Source organism: Candidatus Poriferisodalis sp. (genome assembly GCF_965208895.1).
Lineage (GTDB): Bacteria > Actinomycetota > Acidimicrobiia > Acidimicrobiales > Poriferisodalaceae > Poriferisodalis.
On sequence record NZ_OZ242363.1, the window covers coordinates 576476 to 592530 of the forward strand.

General features: G+C 66.9%; 17 protein-coding genes. 9 read left to right on the top strand and 8 right to left on the bottom strand.

The window, feature by feature from the left end; all coding sequences use genetic code 11:
• Nucleotides 1–7 precede the first annotated feature (7 nt).
• Complete coding sequence (gene argG / locus ACOGJB_RS02690; protein WP_419839289.1) at nucleotides 8–1414, bottom strand: argininosuccinate synthase; 1407 nt, start codon at nucleotides 1412–1414, stop codon at nucleotides 8–10.
• A 191-nt stretch (nucleotides 1415–1605) separates the two neighbouring features.
• Between argG and ACOGJB_RS02695 the strand changes: the two genes are divergently transcribed.
• Complete coding sequence (locus ACOGJB_RS02695; RefSeq protein WP_419839290.1) at nucleotides 1606–2790, top strand: M20 family metallopeptidase; 1185 nt, start codon at nucleotides 1606–1608, stop codon at nucleotides 2788–2790.
• A gap of 83 nt (nucleotides 2791–2873) precedes the next feature.
• Here the strand turns inward: ACOGJB_RS02695 and ACOGJB_RS02700 are convergent, their stop codons facing one another.
• The 5 genes from ACOGJB_RS02700 to ACOGJB_RS02720 all read right to left on the bottom strand — a co-directional run bounded on the left by ACOGJB_RS02700 (nucleotide 2874) and on the right by ACOGJB_RS02720 (nucleotide 5810).
• Nucleotides 2874–3293: a hypothetical protein gene (locus ACOGJB_RS02700; protein ID WP_419839291.1), complete on the bottom strand. Its 420-nt coding sequence runs from the start codon at nucleotides 3291–3293 to the stop codon at nucleotides 2874–2876.
• On the bottom strand, nucleotides 3290–3586 hold the full coding sequence (locus ACOGJB_RS02705; protein WP_419839292.1) for a hypothetical protein: 297 nt from the start codon (nucleotides 3584–3586) through the stop codon (nucleotides 3290–3292). Before ACOGJB_RS02705 ends, ACOGJB_RS02700 begins: the two co-directional genes overlap by 4 nt.
• An 85-nt stretch (nucleotides 3587–3671) precedes the next feature.
• Entirely contained in the window at nucleotides 3672–4028 is a 357-nt protein-coding gene (locus ACOGJB_RS02710; protein ID WP_419839293.1) for a hypothetical protein, read from the bottom strand.
• A 194-nt stretch (nucleotides 4029–4222) separates the two neighbouring features.
• Entirely contained in the window at nucleotides 4223–4909 is a 687-nt protein-coding gene (locus ACOGJB_RS02715) for a hypothetical protein (RefSeq protein ID WP_419839294.1), read from the bottom strand.
• A 445-nt stretch (nucleotides 4910–5354) separates the two neighbouring features.
• On the bottom strand, nucleotides 5355–5810 hold the full coding sequence (locus ACOGJB_RS02720; RefSeq protein ID WP_419839295.1) for a nitroreductase family deazaflavin-dependent oxidoreductase: 456 nt from the start codon (nucleotides 5808–5810) through the stop codon (nucleotides 5355–5357).
• Nucleotides 5811–5923: 113 nt separating this feature from the next.
• Here ACOGJB_RS02720 and ACOGJB_RS02725 point away from each other — a divergent pair, with 113 nt between their 5' ends.
• The 6 genes from ACOGJB_RS02725 to cofH all read left to right on the top strand — a co-directional run bounded on the left by ACOGJB_RS02725 (nucleotide 5924) and on the right by cofH (nucleotide 14108).
• A complete protein-coding gene (locus ACOGJB_RS02725; RefSeq protein WP_419839296.1) occupies nucleotides 5924–6379 on the top strand; it encodes a hypothetical protein in 456 nt (151 codons plus the stop codon).
• 13 nt (nucleotides 6380–6392) lie between these two features.
• On the top strand, nucleotides 6393–7589 hold the full coding sequence (locus ACOGJB_RS02730) for an FIST signal transduction protein (protein ID WP_419839297.1): 1197 nt from the start codon (nucleotides 6393–6395) through the stop codon (nucleotides 7587–7589).
• A gap of 86 nt (nucleotides 7590–7675) precedes the next feature.
• The gene (tkt, locus tag ACOGJB_RS02735; protein ID WP_419839298.1) at nucleotides 7676–9640 is read left to right on the top strand and encodes a transketolase; all 1965 of its coding nucleotides are present in this window, start codon (nucleotides 7676–7678) and stop codon (nucleotides 9638–9640) included.
• Between the two features lie 149 nt (nucleotides 9641–9789).
• On the top strand, nucleotides 9790–10923 hold the full coding sequence (gene tal, locus ACOGJB_RS02740) for a transaldolase (RefSeq protein ID WP_419839299.1): 1134 nt from the start codon (nucleotides 9790–9792) through the stop codon (nucleotides 10921–10923).
• Nucleotides 10924–11061: 138 nt separating this feature from the next.
• A complete protein-coding gene (locus ACOGJB_RS02745) occupies nucleotides 11062–11559 on the top strand; it encodes a winged helix-turn-helix transcriptional regulator (RefSeq protein ID WP_419839300.1) in 498 nt (165 codons plus the stop codon).
• Between the two features lie 110 nt (nucleotides 11560–11669).
• The gene (gene cofH, locus ACOGJB_RS02750; protein WP_419840664.1) at nucleotides 11670–14108 is read left to right on the top strand and encodes a 5-amino-6-(D-ribitylamino)uracil--L-tyrosine 4-hydroxyphenyl transferase CofH; all 2439 of its coding nucleotides are present in this window, start codon (nucleotides 11670–11672) and stop codon (nucleotides 14106–14108) included.
• A 10-nt stretch (nucleotides 14109–14118) separates the two neighbouring features.
• Here cofH and ACOGJB_RS02755 read toward each other — a convergent pair whose 3' ends face one another.
• Nucleotides 14119–14349: a hypothetical protein gene (locus tag ACOGJB_RS02755; RefSeq protein WP_419839301.1), complete on the bottom strand. Its 231-nt coding sequence runs from the start codon at nucleotides 14347–14349 to the stop codon at nucleotides 14119–14121.
• Between the two features lie 93 nt (nucleotides 14350–14442).
• Here ACOGJB_RS02755 and ACOGJB_RS02760 point away from each other — a divergent pair, with 93 nt between their 5' ends.
• Together ACOGJB_RS02760 and ACOGJB_RS02765 are read left to right on the top strand one after the other, a co-directional pair.
• Nucleotides 14443–15168, top strand: a complete 726-nt coding sequence (locus ACOGJB_RS02760; RefSeq protein WP_419839302.1) for a redoxin domain-containing protein — start codon at nucleotides 14443–14445, stop codon at nucleotides 15166–15168.
• A gap of 17 nt (nucleotides 15169–15185) precedes the next feature.
• Nucleotides 15186–15797 carry a hypothetical protein gene (locus ACOGJB_RS02765; protein ID WP_419839303.1) on the top strand — a complete coding sequence of 204 codons (612 nt, stop codon included), beginning with the start codon at nucleotides 15186–15188 and terminating at the stop codon, nucleotides 15795–15797.
• A gap of 24 nt (nucleotides 15798–15821) precedes the next feature.
• Here the strand turns inward: ACOGJB_RS02765 and ACOGJB_RS02770 are convergent, their stop codons facing one another.
• A complete protein-coding gene (locus ACOGJB_RS02770; RefSeq protein WP_419839304.1) occupies nucleotides 15822–16049 on the bottom strand; it encodes a hypothetical protein in 228 nt (75 codons plus the stop codon).
• Between the last annotated feature and the right edge of the window lie 6 nt (nucleotides 16050–16055).

The following is a 16055-nucleotide window of genomic DNA, read 5'->3' on the forward strand; positions in this document are numbered from 1 at the left end:
CGGCAGCTCAGCTGTCGAGCTCGGCCACGCCGCCGGGTCCGAGCCGGCCTGATTCCCGGTACGCGGCGAGCTTCGCTCGGCTGTCGGCAATGTCCAAGTTGGCCATGGTGAGCTGCCCGATCCGATCCGCCGGGCCGAAGGCAGCGTCTTCGACACGCTCCATCGAAAGTCGATCGGGCTCATAGGTCAGGCCCTCGCCGCTGGTATCGAGCACCGAGTAGTCGTCGCCGCGGCGGAGCCGCAACGTGACCTTGCCGGTGACGCCCGAGCCGACCCAGCGCAGCAGCGAGTCGCGCAGCATGAGCGCTTGGGGATCGAACCAGCGTCCCTCATAGAGCAGCCGGCCCAAGCGGCGTCCCATCGTTCGGTAGTTCTCGAGCGTGGCCTCGTTGTGGATCGCGGACAGCAGTCGCTCATAGGCAATGTGCAGCAGTGCCATGCCCGGGGCCTCGTAGATGCCACGCGACTTGGCCTCGATCACACGGTTCTCGATCTGATCGCTCATGCCGAGGCCGTGTCGACCCCCCACGGAGTTGGCTTCGAGCACCAATGCGACATGGTCGGCGCTCTGCGCGCCCGAGGCCGTGAACTCGCGCCCGCCGATTGCCACCGGCCAGCCGGCCTCGAAGCGGACGGTCACGTCTTCGGGTTCGATGTCGTTCGCTGGGTCCCACTGGGCGACGCCCATGATCGGCTCGACGATCTCCATCGAGGTCGCCAGGTCCTCGAGGCTCTTGGCCTCATGGGTCGCGCCCCAGATGTTCGCGTCAGTGGAATAGGCCTTCTCGGTGGGATCCCGGTACGGCAAGCCACGAGACACCAAGAACTCGCTCATGCCCGCGCGACCGCCGAGCTCGTCGACGAACGCAGCGTCCAGCCACGGCTTGTAGACGCGCAGCTCGGCGTTCACGAGCAGGCCGTAGCGGTAGAAGCGCTCGATGTCATTGCCCTTGTACGTCGAGCCGTCGCCCCAGATGTCCACGCCGTCTTCGGCCATGGCGGCCACCAGCATCGTGCCGGTCACCGCCCGCCCGAGCGGCGTGGTGTTGAAGTACGTGCGTCCCGCCGTCGAGATGTGAAACGCGCCGCACTGCAGCGCCATCAGGCCCTCTCGCACGAGCGCAGCCCGGCAGTCCACCAAACGCGCCGCATGAGCGCCGTAGTCCAGCGCCCGCTGCGGCACGCTCGACAGGTCCGGCTCGTCGTACTGGCCGAGATCGGCCGTGTAGGCGCACACCAGCGCGCCACGCTCGTTCATCCACGCAACCGCCGCCGAGGTGTCGAGCCCGCCCGAAAAGGCGATGCCCACCCGCTCACCGGCGGGCAGCTCCGCCAGCACCCGCGCGCCACTCGCGGCCGCGGCCGGCGGCGAGGTCGTGTCCGGTGGGCCAGTTGAGGCAGGACTGCTCGACATGGGGCATAACGGTACGGCCTCAGTCGTCAAGGCCTGCATCGTGGCGAACCCACTTCGATGAACCCAGTCTCGCCATTGGGATCACGCAATGTCGGCGATCTGCGCCGTTCACTGGGTTCGCCAGATGGCAAGCCCTCATTCGCGGCACCGCCACTGTGCTGCGCGTACGCTCCGCCACGAAGAGGTGACTCATGAGCGACGGCACAGCGACAGGCACCACTGGCGGCACAGCAACCGGCCAGTCCATCGCGGAGCTGCTGAGCGAGATGGTGCGCATCCCCAGTGTCAACCCAATGCACCATGGCCCACGATCGGGCACCGTCGCCGAGGCCGACATGGCCAACTGGGTCGCGGAGCGAGCAGCGGCGCTGGGCGCCGAGGTCGAGCTAGACGAGATCGAGCCGGGTCGCCCGAACGTCTACGCCCTGTTCGCCGGCCAGACCGAACGCATGCTTGCGGTGGATGTGCACCTCGACACGGTCGGCGTCGAGCACATGGAGGGCGACCCCTTCGACGGCCGCATCAGCGAAGAGCGCGTCTGGGGGCGGGGATCGGTCGATACCAAGGCGACTCTGGCCGTAGTGCTTGCCGTGCTCGGCGAGATGGCCGCTGGGGGTCGCCGGCCGATGTGCACCGTCGAGCTGGTCGGCACTATCTCCGAGGAGGGCGGCGGTCTGGCGGGCGCCTCGGCGTACCGCGACCGGCTGCTCGAACGCAACGAACGCCGCGAGCAGATCGTGGTCGCCGAACCCACCATGTGCGCACCGGTGTACGGCCACAAGGGCGGCCTCGGCCTCGAAGTCGAGGTCGAAGGGCGTGCGGCGCACTCCTCCAAACCCCACCTCGGCATCAATGCACTGTCAGCGGGCGCACGAATCGTCGCAGCGATCGATGCCGAGCAGGAACGGCTCGCGAGCCAGCACGAGGTCGGCGCACTCGGCGCCGGCACCGTGTCGGTCAACGAGATGAGCGGCGGGCGGGCACGCAACATCGTGCCGGACCATTGCGAGCTCTACGTCGGGCGACGCATCGCCGACAGGGAGGACTACGAACAAGAGTCCACCCGCCTCACTGAGCTGATTCGCGCCGCAGCCCTGCCGGCTCGCGTCAAGGTCCAACTGGCGAACGGGTTTGGCAGCAACGCGTTCTTCCAAGCGCCCGGCAGCGATCTCGTCGCCGCCCTGGCGGAAATGTCAGGCCACAGCCCCGCCGTTGCCGACTTCGGCACGAATGCACTGCGCTACGGCGAGGTCGCCGACCAGATTGTGGTGTTCGGCCCGGGTTCCATCGATCAAGCTCACCAAGCCATCGAATGGGTCGACATCTCTGAGCTGGAACGCGCGGCGGCCGTGTACCGCCACCTGCTCGCCCGCTAGTTCTGCATACACCGACCTCACGGGCCAAGGCGCCCGAGTCAACAGACTTGGGGCCGCGAGCGGGTGACGCCTGCTAACAGGAACTATGCGCTGTTAGCCCGCTCGGTTCGCCGTGCATGTATCCATTGCGACAGGACCCCCAACCCGATGAACACGGCACCGGTGATGCTCCCCACGGCGCCGAGCGTTTCGGCGCCCGCATCGATGAGCGCCAGTGAGACGACGAGTACGACCACTGCGACGATGCCGACAATGACGACCACGGACCAGGTGATATGCCTTGCTGTCTTGTTGCTGTCGAGTTGAGCTTCGTGGGCTCGCCGAGAACTGTTATCGGCGAGCTCCAAGATTGCCTTGCCCGCGCCTGGTGCAGCCGCTTCGTAGCGTTCGAATTCGGAGGCCGGCGGCAGAGGGCCTACGTAGCTGAGGCTCGTCGTCCGCTCGTAGCGCTCTACGTCTTCATCCGACTCGTCGTCTCGTTTCGAGACGTCCTCTCCGCTCACCGCTTGGCCGGGGCTGTTTCGGCCAGATCGTCCATGGCGCGTTGAATGTGCGTACCCACCAGCACCCAGCTCATAAGCGATTGGTCTGCCGCAGCCTTCCAATTGTCTTGCGCAGACTCGTCGACGCGTTGACGTTCACCGAGGCTCAGGACCGTGGAGATGTACACGTGCCACGGGCCCCGCGCCCTTGGGAGCGCTTGGGGCCAGCGGAACATCGACTCGGTCGGTTCCGGATGCGGGTCTTTCCCGGGCAAGTCGTCGCGCATCGGGGTGGGCGGAGGCCGCTGAGGCATGTCGGCAGCGTAACTCCGAACGAGTCTTCAACTGCCCGAATTTCTCCATTGCCAAGGTGGTGGTGTGCCGAAAGACCTCGAGGGTCTACTCGCCGTCAGACTCCGCCATGAAGCCGTTCCACCACCGATGTGCCGTGGCGTTGGACACGCCGACGAAGCGTCCCGCCAAAGCCAGCGAGGCACCAGCAGCGTGAGCCCGCCTTACGGCCCTACGGCGTCGATTGTTGGCCCGCAGACCCGTCAGCACTACTTCGACATTCTCGGGCGTATCAAGGTCGTCGGGGTTTGCTCCGCCGGCAAGCGAGGGGAGCTCATGGTCCATTGCGTCATAGTGCCTGCGCGCTTCAAGACACTCCGTGAGCGCATCAAGCAGGTTCTGACACTGGTCGGGCGTCATGCTGCTGCCTTTCGGCAGCCTAAGGCGCTCGTTTGTCTTGGTCATGCCCTCATGGTAGCAAAGCACTCATCACATGTAAGCAATACTTTTGCACCGCATGATGTGGGCCGCAGCGGACGGCACCACGAGCTGCGCTGCCGTCATTGCCGCGACGACAAGCCACGCGCTGCGCCACATGATGGCGCGCAGCGTTGCGACGGGGTGGTCGATGCAGCGTCGCAACGAAGCCGGGGCGGCGCTCACGCCTCGCACGTCTGCTTCACGTCGAGCCAGTCCACGCCATCGGGCACAGCGGACCGCAGCGCCCCAACGGCAGCTCTGTTAAGAGCTTCGACGGCGGGGTCAAGAGACATCCAAGCCTTTCCGCGCTCGCCCGCGGCTCGGGCCAGACTGCTCAAGTCGTCGGTCCAGCGGCCATTCGCGGCATCCACGGCGGCGCTATAGCGGGCGAGGGCGGGAGGGTCAAACTCGATGTCGGAGAATAGGTTGCCGCTGGCTTGGGCATCGTGGAACGCGTCCCAGCCGGCTCGGTAATCGTCGTAGTGGTGACCGCGGGCGTCGAAGCGCCGGCTGAACCGGGCATCCTCGTTGCCGGCGTAGTAGGCGTCGAGAGTGTCGTCGTAGGCGGCTTGGGCGTCGTCGTAGGCGTCGTTCGCGACACGCAGGGCGGCGTACCGGCCGCACCACGGCGGCCATTCGGGCGCTGCCGTCGTGGTCGTCGCGGTTCTGGGCGGCGGCAGCGTCGAGGTCGCCGCGGCCTGCGAGGCTGCGGCTTCATCTGCCGTGGCGTCACCGTCGTTACTCTCGGGCCACATCCACCACATGGCGACGGCGACCATCGCCACGGCCGCGACCGTGCCGACAGTCTCCCTCCAGCGATGCGACATCGCGGCCCACCATCGGCGCACCTGCGGTTGTCGAAACATAGGTGGTTCTCTCCGAAGCAGGGCCGTGTTAGCCACTCACAGCCGCCGCCCTCTCGGCGGGAACCAAGCGGTCCCGCCGTGGCGCGGTTCGAGGTTGTGAGCAGCACCCCGAGCCATCGCTCAGGGCGTGCTCAACGGTCCGTCGATTGAGTCGACACGCCTCGATTGATCAACCCTCCACAACTTGGGGGAAGCCCAGACGAAATCTGTGAAGACGATGACGGCAAAGTATGAATGTATTGCATCTGCGCCGAACGGTGCAACCTCGGGTCAGACGGCTTCGACTGAGGCGAGGACGACTACGTACTCCACGGGCCCACGGGCTGAACTCGTAGCCCGCCCCGAGCAGCCCGCGTCGGCTGGCGCTGCCTGGCTCGTGACGGCAGCAACCACGCGCTGGGACCTCGTGTCTCTGCCCTGTCAGGCTCCTGCGCGTGCCGTGAGGTCAGTCGCGACGGGCGGTGATGAAGACCGGGATCTCGCGATCGGTCTTGGCCTGATATTCCGCGTATGGCGAGAAGGCCTCGACGCACCGCTCCCACCACTCGTCACGCTCGGCGCCAGTGATCAGGCGCACGGTGGTCTCGAACGGCTCGGGCCCGTCCTGGATCAGCACCGTCGGATCGGCCATCAGGTTGTGGTACCAGCCGGGATGCGCCGGCGCGCCGCCCTTGGAGCCGACGATCGCGTACTCGCCGTCGTGCTCGACGCGCATCAGCGGGACTTTCCGCACCAGACCGCTCTTGTGTCCCACCGTCGTCATCACGATGACCGGCAACCCGGTGTCGCGCAGCGTGTTCGCTTCTCTGCCGGCCGACGCTTCATAGTCGTCAGCTTGTTCTCGCACCCAGTCCCACGTGCTGGGTCCATAGGTTCCGTCGAATTTCGCGCTGTGTGCCATGAGGGCAATCTACGGCGGCGCATCCGGCGCGTCCCGTGAGCTCGGCACACAGGCACGACGGGGCGCCCAGAGCGTTCGCCTGTCGGCCGTTCCGCACGCCTACGATCCACAGCGTGCAGATCATGTCAGCGCTGTTCATCGAGCACTTCGACATGCGGCAGGCCGCGGGCGGTGCCGCACGCATCGATCTCGGCGGCGTTCACTTCTCGATGGCCGCACCGGGGCCGTTCCCGGTGACCATCACGCCGCACATGCTCGTGCTCGTCCGATGCCCCGAGACGCACACCGGCCTCGCGGCACTGGAGGTGCGGTTCATGCGGGGCGACGAGCAGGTCGCGCGCAACGTGCAGCCGCTCAGCGTCGAGCCCGGCAAGTTCGGCTACAACCTCGTCCAAGCCGAGCTGACCTTCGACGAGCCAACCACGATCGAGGCCCACTGCCGCGTCGATCAAGGCGACGCCGTGGTGATCCCGCTGACGATGAGCCCACCCGCAGACGACCCCGAGGCACCGGAGGCGCCTGCTGGCACGGGCGGCTGGACCGGGACTCCGGCGGCCCAGAGCGGCTAGGCGCCGATCAGCGATGCCTTTCACCGTCGGTCTGTCCCAGCACGCCGATCCCGGTATGGCGACCGGCGAGATCGTCGGCCGCGTGCTGGAGTCGTTGGGAGCTCAGCCCGACGTGGCACTCCTGTTCACGTCGGGAGACCACCTCGCTCACACCGACGAGATTGCCGCCGCCGTCGTCGAACTGCTCAACCCCGGCGCATTCGTCGGCACGACCGCAAGCTCGGTCGCCGCAGGTGAGCGCGAGATCGAGGAAGAGACCGCGGCGGTGCTGTGGGCCGGCAGCCTGGGCTCGATCGAGGGCCCACGCGCGCGCGCTGTCCGGCTCGACGGCGTGCCCGGACCGGCCGACGACGACGATGCACTCGCCGCGGCGTTCGAGGAGGTGCAGGCCAGCGGCGAACTCTCGATGATCCTGCTGGCCGACCCGTACTCATACCCAGCCGATGCGGCGCTCGCGCACTGGGCCGAACGCTGGCCCCAGGTCGGCGTGCTCGGCGGACTGTCCTCAGGTGCTCCCATGCCCGGCGGCAACCGCATCGTCGTCGACGGCGGCGTGCATCGCTCCGGCGCTGCTGCGCTGGTCCTCGGCGGCAGCGCGAGCGTCACACACTTGGTTTCTCAAGGCTGCCGGCCCATCGGGCAGCCCTACATCATCACCGAGGCCGAGGGCAACGTCGTGCGGTCGCTCGGCGGCATGCCCCCGTTCGAACGGCTCGAGCAGATGTTCTCCCAGCTCGACCCAGCAGACCAGCAGCTCGTCCAGCGGGGCCTGCATGTCGGCCGGGTCACCGACGAACGCAAGATCGAATTCGAGCGAGGCGATTTCCTGATCCGCGGCGTGCTCGGTGCAGACCGCGAGAGCGGCGCCATCGCCATCGGTGACGAAGCACCGGTAGGCGCGACGGTGCAATTCCACGTACGCGATGCGCTCACGGCTCACGAAGACTTGACCGCCGCACTCCGAAACCGGGCGCCCGAAGCCATGTCGGCCTCAGGCGCCCTGCTGTTCACCTGCAACGGCCGCGGCACCCATCTGTTCGAGACGCCCCATCACGATGCGCACATGATCGTCGAGCGGACCAGCACCGAACTCGCCGGCATGTTCTGCGCTGGCGAGATAGGACCCGTCGGCAACCGTTCCTACCTGCACGGCTTCACGGCTTCGATGGCGCTCTTCACCGACAACGAAGAGCCTGACAGCGACGTCTGAGGCGCATCGCTGACACCGCCACGATCAGATGACCAGATTTCCGACCACTTCCATCAGGGTGAACAACGAAACGTGAGCGCATCGACATGAATGCATCAGCCGGGAACATCGAATTGGAAGCTCGGCAGATCAACACCATCCGGGCGCTGGCAATGGACGCCGTGAAGCGCGCCAACAGCGGCCACACGGGCACGGCCATGGCGTTGGCGCCGCTGGCGCACGTGCTGTTCAGCCGCATCCTGCGCTACGACGCCACCGCACCCAATTGGCCCGACCGCGACCGGTTCATCCTGTCCGCAGGCCACGCGTCGATGCTCACCTACGCCATTGCTCACCTCGTGGGCTACGGCGTCACGCTGTCGGACATCCGCGACTTCCGCCAGCTCGGCTCGATCACGCCGGGCCATCCCGAACGCGGCCTCACCCCGGGCGTGGAGGTCACCACCGGACCCTTGGGTCAGGGCTTCGCCAACGCCGTCGGCATGGCACTGGCCGAACGAGGCCTGCGCGCCCGGCTGGGCGCTGACCTGGTGGACCACCGCACGTTCGTGATCATCAGCGACGGCGACTTGATGGAAGGCATCAGCCACGAGGCGGCATCGCTCGCCGGGCACCAGCGACTCGGGCGACTCATCGCCGTATACGACGACAATCGCATCACGATCGACGGCAGCACCGACCTGGCGCTGAGTGACGACGCGGCTCGGCGATTCGAGGCATACGGCTGGCACGTCTCGGACCTCGGAGACAGGGCCGAGGATGTCGAAGCCCTCGAGCGGGCCCTGCGCGAGGCCATGCTGGTCAGCGACCGGCCCTCTGTGGTCATCGTCCGCAGCCACATCGGCTACCCGATGCCCACGGCATCGGACACCTCGGCGGCGCACGGAGCGATCACCGACGCCGACGAGATCGCCGCCGCCAAGCGGGCGATGGGCATGGATCCCGACGCCTCATTCTTGGTAGAGGACGACGTGGCGCAGGCCTATCTGGCAGCCGGTGCCCGCGGCGCGGCTGAGCGGCTCGAGTGGGAAACCCGGTTCGCGGCAAGCGGGCACGACCGAGACTGGCTCGACGCGCTGTGGTCGGCGGGCGCCGTGGGCGGCCGGCTGTCCGATCTGCCGACATTCGAGGCCGGCACCCAGATGGCGACGCGGGTTGCCGCCAACCGGGTCTTCGACGCGTCGTTGGACACCGTGCCCGCCCTCATCTGCGGCGGTGCCGACCTGACCGGCAACACCGGCACGAACGTCACGGCCGAAGTGCTCTCGGCGGAGAATCCAGGGGGCCGCAAGCTGTACTTCGGTGTCCGCGAGCACGCCATGGGCGCAATCGCCAACGGCATGGCGTTGCATGGCGGGGTGCTGCCCGCCGTCGGCACGTTCCTGGTCTTCAGCGACTACATGCGTCCCGCGGTACGGCTGGCTGCGCTCAGCGGCGCGAAAACCGTCTTCGTCTGGACACACGACTCCATTGGCGTCGGCGAAGACGGGCCGACACACCAGCCGGTCGAGCACGTCGCATCGCTGCGCGCCATACCAGGCCTGTGCGTGATCAGGCCCGCCGACGCCAATGAGACCTCTCAGGCCTGGCAGATAGCGGTTGAGCGAGATGGCCCGACTGCTCTGGTGCTGACACGCCAAAACGTCCCCGTGCTCGACGGCACCGACCGCGCTGCGCAAGTCGCGCGCGGTGCCTACGTCCTGATCGACACCCCGGCTCCTGCGGTCATCTTGGCGGGCACTGGCAGCGAGGTGCAGTGCTGCACGGCAGCGGCCGCGCTGCTCGCCGAGGACGGCATCGCCAGCTCGGTGGTGTCGATGCCGAGCTGGGATCTCTTCGAAGCCCAAGACCCCGCCTATCGAGCGGCCGTGTTCCCCCAGGGCGTCCCCGTACTCGGTGTGGAGGCTGCGTCTCCGATGGGCTGGGACCGCTATGCCGACGCCACCATCACCATGCATCGCTTCGGTGCGAGCGCACCCGGAGGGGTGCTCATGGACCACTTCGGCTTCACCGCTCCAGCCATCGCCGATGCGGCACGCGAGCTGCTGTAGACCCTTAGAGGCTGAGCCGATTGGCGAAGCCGTGGCCCGAGCGGCCCGTGAGCGACAGCGAACAAGAGCGGGAAACATCTGGTGCGACAGCGGGAAGGTTCACCTATCCGCGCATCGTCTTAGACAGCAACGTTCAAGGAAGGATCCCCATGACCGACGGCGGCGATGACGGCACCACGAACGGGCGCCTGGAAGGGCTGTATTCCGAATGCGGGCAGAGCCCGTGGCTCGACAACCTGCGCCGTGGCTGGATCACCGGCGGCGAACTCGAGAATTGGGTGGAGCGCGGCATCCGCGGTCTGACATCGAACCCGTCGATCTTCCAGAAGGCCATCGAGTCGTCTCCTGATTACGACGAGCAATTCGGCGATCTGGTCTGCGGCGGTGTCTCGGTCGACGATGCCTACTGGCAGCTGGTCACCAGCGACATCCGGGGGGCGCTGCAGGCACTCCAAGGGGTGCATGCGGATTCGGGCGGCTCGGACGGCTTCGTGTCTGTCGAAGTCGATCCCTCGCTCGCGCACGACACCGAGGCCACCACGCAGGCCGCTCAGGAGCTGCACCAGGGCATTGCGCGGCCCAACCTGATGGTCAAGATTCCCGGAACGGCGGAGGGCCTTCCGGCCATCCGTCAGATGATTGCCGAGGGCAACAGCATCAACGTGACGCTGATTTTCTCCGTTGCCCGATACGAGCAGGTGGCCGAGGCGTATCTCAGCGGGCTCGAAGACCGTGTCGCTGCGGGCGTCACCGACTTGTCGGACGTGGCCAGCGTTGCCTCGTTTTTCGTGAGCCGCACCGACACCGAGGTCGACCGTCAACTTGACGCCGTCGGCTCCGCCAGTGCGCTGGGCTTGCGCGGCCGTACGGCGGTCGCACAGGCGCAAGCCGCATACGGCCGCTTCGGCGAGATCTTCAGCGGTCCCCGATGGGAACATCTCGCAGCGCTGGGCGCGCAGGTTCAGCGCCCGCTGTGGGCGTCGACCAGCACGAAGAATCCGGCGTACCCCGACACGCTCTATGTCGACGAGCTGATCGGTCCTCACACCGTGAACACCATGCCCGATGCCACCTTGGTGGCCTTCTGCGATCACGGAAAGCTCCGCCGCACCGTCGACGCCGACCAATCCGCAGCCCGCTACGTGCTCGACGCGGTGACGTCCCATGGCATCGACCTCGACGCCGTCGCCAACACGCTCGAGGCGCAAGGCGTCGCAGCGTTCACCAAGAGCTTCGACGAATTGCTGGTGTCGCTCCAGACGAAGGCTGACTCGCTCGCCTGACACCTCGCCGGGCTGACTCGCTCGCCTGACACCTCGCCGGGCTGACTCGCTCGCCTGACACCTCGCCGGGCTGACTCGCTCGCCTGAAGCAAGTGAGTTAGTTGCAAACCGAAACCTACTGCCGTAGTGTGCGCGGCCGTGAAGACCGTCACGACGGGCCAGCCCAGCTGTTCCATCCAGGCAACTCTCGACATCGTCGGTGATCGCTGGACGCTGCTCATCCTGCGCGACCTGTTCCGCGGCGTGCGCCGGTTCAGCGCCATGCAGCACGACCTCGGCATCGCCCGCAACATGCTGGCCGACCGGCTCGGCCGACTGGTTGACGCCGGAGTCGTCGCCAAGGTGCCGTACCAGCACCGGCCGGTCCGATTCGACTACATCTTGACCCACAAGGGACTCGACCTCTCGAACAGCTTGCTGGCACTCATGGCCTGGGGAGATCGGTGGTGCCAGGACGGCGCTGCTCCCACGGTGCTGGTGCATGCCGACTGCGGCACCCCGCTGGAGCTGGCGACCCGCTGCCCCACCTGCGACGAGCCGGTGAGTCCGGCTCGCATCCGCAGCCGCGCCAGCCGCGGTGACACCGCGCCTGCCCGAGCCATTCGACCACACCCCACGAACGGAGGGGCCCTGTGACCATCATCGAACCGTCGCATACCACTGAAGACCCAGCGGCCAACGGCGCGTCCTCGAACGGCGCAGCAGTGGCGCCACAGCCGTCCACTGAATCGCTGGAGCTCGCAGCCATGCCGCTCGGCCAACTCGCTGAGGGTGCGGCGGAGGTGCGTGACCGTGCGTTCGGCACCCGGGTGACCTACAGCCCGAAGGTGTTCATCCCGCTCACCATGCTGTGCCGTGACAAGTGCGGCTACTGCACGTTCGCACAGCCCCCCGCACGGCTCGACTCGCCGTATCTCACTCCAGAAGAGGTGCTCGAGATCGCGGCCAGCGGCGCTCGGGCCGGCTGCCACGAGGCGCTGTTCACGCTCGGCGAGCGTCCTGAGCTGCGCTACCCCGCGGCAGCGGAGTGGCTCGCAGAGCACGGTTGGGATTCCACGGTCCACTATCTGGTCGAGATGTGCCGGCTCGTACGCGACGAGACCGGGCTGCTCCCCCACGCCAACCCCGGGGCCATGACCTCGGGCGAACTGGCGGCGCTGCGCGAGGTCTCGCCGAGCCAGGGAATGATGATCGAGTCGCTGAACCCCCACCTCGACTGCCACCGGGGGTCGCCCGACAAAGAGCCAGCTCGCCGTCTGGCCACGCTCGAAGCCGCCGGCGAGTTGGCCATCCCGTACACCACCGGGATCCTCGTAGGGATCGGCGAATCGCTCGCCGACCGTCTGGCGGCACTCGAGGCCATTGCCGCGAGCCACGCCCGCTGGGGTCACATCCAGGAAGTGATCGTGCAGAACTTCCTGCCCAAGGCGGGCACGTCCATGCACAACATGCCCCCGTGCCCGCCCGATGAGTACGCGCAGGCCATTGCACTGGCGCGGCTGATCCTGCCGGCCGACATTCACTTGCAAGCCCCGCCGAATCTCACCGAGGAATTCGGCGGGCTGCTCGATGTCGGCATCGACGACTGGGGCGGTGTCTCGCCGATCACCGCCGATCATGTCAATCCCGAGCGCCCGTGGCCGGCACTCGATCGCTTGCGCGAGGTCACTGAGGCCCGCGGGTTCACGCTTGCTCCGCGGCTGACGATCTATCCCGAGTTCGTGTACCCCGGTGATGCCCGTCCCGAGTTTGCAGCCGAACCGCACCCCTGGATCGCCGACGACAACCGATTCAGCGTGCTCGACCGGGCTGACGCTGAGGGCCTGGGCCGCGACGATCCCGGCAGCCAGATGCCCGAGCGCACGATGGAGAATCTCGACGCCGGCTCCGGTGCTGACGTGCTGGTGGCAGACGAGAATTCCACACAGTGGTACTCAGGCGGTGCCGGCCACCTGCCCACGAACATCATGGGCGGGCCCTCGTTTGCCCGCGGCACCGTGCGAGAGGTGCTCGACGGTGTGATGGCGGGCCAGCAGGTCGGCCACGACGAAATCGTCACGCTGTTTGGTGCCCGTGGCCCCGAGGTGGTCGCCGTGGGCGAGGTCGCCGACGAGCTGCGCCGCCAAACCGTGGGCGACATCGTGACCTGGGTGCACAACCGCAACATCAACTACACGAACGTGTGCACGTTCAAGTGCAAGTTCTGCGGTTTCTCCAAGGGTCCCTTGTCGCTGAACCTGCGGGGCACGCCCTACATGCTGACGCTGGCCGACATCCAGGAGCGAGTGATCGAGGCCGCCGAGCTGGGCGCCACCGAGGTGACCTTGCAGGGCGGCATTCACCCCAGCTTCGACGGCGACTACTACATCGACGTCTGCCGGGCCATCCACGATGTCGTACCCGACATGCACCTGCACGGCTTCACCGCTCTCGAGGTCATCGAGGGCGCCAAGCGGCTCGGCGAGTCGCTGGTGAACTACTTGATGCGTCTGAAGGAGGCCGGGCTGAAGTCGCTTCCGGGCACCGCTGCGGAGATCCTCGACGACTCGGTGCGGGCTGTGCTGTGCCCCGACAAGATCAACACCGCCGAGTGGCTGGAATGCCATGAGGCGGCGCATGCGGTGGGCCTGCACTCGAACATAACGATCATGTTCGGATCGATCGAACAGCCAGAGCACTGGGCGAACCACATCGTGGCGACGCGTGAGTTGCAGAAGCGCACCGGCGGGTTCACCGAATGGGTCCCGCTTCCGTTCGTGCACATGGCGAGCCCGATCTACCTGCGCAAGGGTGCGCGCCGCGGCCCGACCTTCCGGGAAACGCTGCTGATGCATGCCGTGCCGCGGATCGCCTACCACGGACTCATCGACAACATCCAGGTGTCGTGGGTGAAGATCGGCCCGCCGGGGGCTCAACAGATCCTGCGGGCCGGCGCCAACGACATGGGCGGCACCCTGATGGACGAGAACATCTCCCGCGCTGCAGGGGCGCAGCATGGCCAAGGACTCACCGAACAAGACTTCCGCGACATCGCAGAACCGCTCGGGCGGCGCACCCGCCAGCGTCTCACCGGCTACCAGAACGCCGACGGTGCACCTGAGGTGCACAGCCGCATCCTGCGACCCACCGACAACGCCACCGACCGCAAGCTCATCCCGCTCGAATCGCTCGGCAGTCGCGTCTAGCGACTGCTGCTCAGGCTGTCGGCGGCGGGTCTGGGGCGGGTAGACCGGAGCTGCCTTCAAGACGCGCGACGCGTTCACGCACCAATCCAACCTCGGTCGTCAGACCGTCGATTCGGCCGCCGAGATGGAAGATGATGCTCATGCCGGTGCCGAACATGCCGACGACGATTGCTCCGGCGGCCACCAGCAGCGCCCACGCCTCGACGACAAGTTGCGTCGCTGCGATGATGCCGAACGCCATGACCTCACCCTAGAACACGGGCTGGCCATTCAGTCTCCATATTTTCTCCGACACTCGAATGGGCACCAAGGCGGGGCGTACGCTGCGCTTGAGATGAAGACTTCTCTGTCTCGCTTCGTCGCGGTCGGCGTCTTGCTCGTGGGCATTTCGCTCATTGTTTGGACCGCCGTCGGCGACCCTGACGACGATCCGGTGTCCACTGAGACTGCAAGTGCGCTGACGGCAGCAACGCAGGCCGAACTGGGCGAAGCATCGCCTGCAACAGCAGCAACCGGGTCGGCATTGCCGGCAACAGGCGCCGCAACCACATCTGCTCCGGCGACTCCCACGACAACTGAACCACTTGAGCCGATCCCGGTGCTAGGGACGGCGTTCACCCTCAGCAGGCTCGATGGTTGGTTGAACACCGAGGCCACCTCGTTGGAGGAGATCCGCGCGAACAACGAGATCACCGTGGTGCAGTTTTGGACGTTCGGCTGCCGGAACTGCAAGAACACCTTGGATGCACTCGGTGAGCTGTACGCGGACTTCGGCGACCAAGGTGTCGAGATTGTCGGCGTCCACGCTCCAGAGTTCGCCTACGAGGCCGACGTGGACAACATCATTGATGCCGCCGCCGACCTCGGTGTCATGTGGCCGATCGCGCTCGACACCCAGAAGTACAACTTCCACGTCTGGCAGGAAGGCCCCACCGGTTACTGGCCCCGGGTCTACGTGATCGACAGCGACAACCAAATCCGCTTCGACCGCCGGGGCGACAGTCCGCGCAAGTATGAGGAGCTGTACCAGATTGTCGAGCGGCTCCTCGCGGAGACGTGATCGGCGAGCGGGCCGCCGTGAGCACTCTTGTCGACACCCTCACAGAGGGCATTAGCGTGATCACGTGGGCGTGCACGCTCACTGCTCTCGCACCGGGGCTGGCGCTCGTGCTGGTAGCCCGCAAGGCGCGGCTCACCGTGGCGCTGTACTACATCGCTGGCGCTGCATTCCTGGCGTGGGCGCAGGCCGCCGGCCACTGGTGGGTTGGGTCACGAGGCATCGCAGTGGTGATCGGCGGGCTGCTCGCTGGGGGCACCTATCTAGCGGCGTGGCGGGCGCAGGGTCATTCCTCGCCGCTCGCCACCGGCGCGGGCCTCGTGGGCGGAGCGCTGGCGGGCTGGCTGTGGCGACCCTGTGTCGGTGAGCATCTCGGCGACATCCTCAACGATGCCGCGACCGACGGCCCTCGGACGCTCGCGCTCATGGGCCTGTACATGGCAGGCGTTCTGCTCCCCTTGCTCCTCATTGCAGTCGCGCCGTACGCAGTGCCCGCCGTCGGCAGGCTGCTCGACCGGCTGCCGTTCGCCATTGCTGGTGCCACCGTCGGAGCGGCATACGCCGTGGCCCTGGCGACCGGCCAGTACGACGACCTCATCGGCGAGCTCTACCGCATTTCGGCTGGCTATTGAGCAGCCGACCGCGCCCGCCCACCGCTAGTCGTCGTACCCATCCGACGCGCCCGTTGACTCGCGCAAGATGGCCGCTGCTTTGATCGTGGCACGGCGGGCGCGGGTAACGCTGCGCTCAAGCTTGGAGCGTGCGTCGGACGTGTCTGCATCTGCGAGTGCGCCCTGCAGCAGCTCTATGGACAGCTCAGCGAGCTGTTCGGCGGTGTCGTCGAGACGATCCGCCAACTGGTTGATTTCGTCGTTCACGCTCACCGGCTC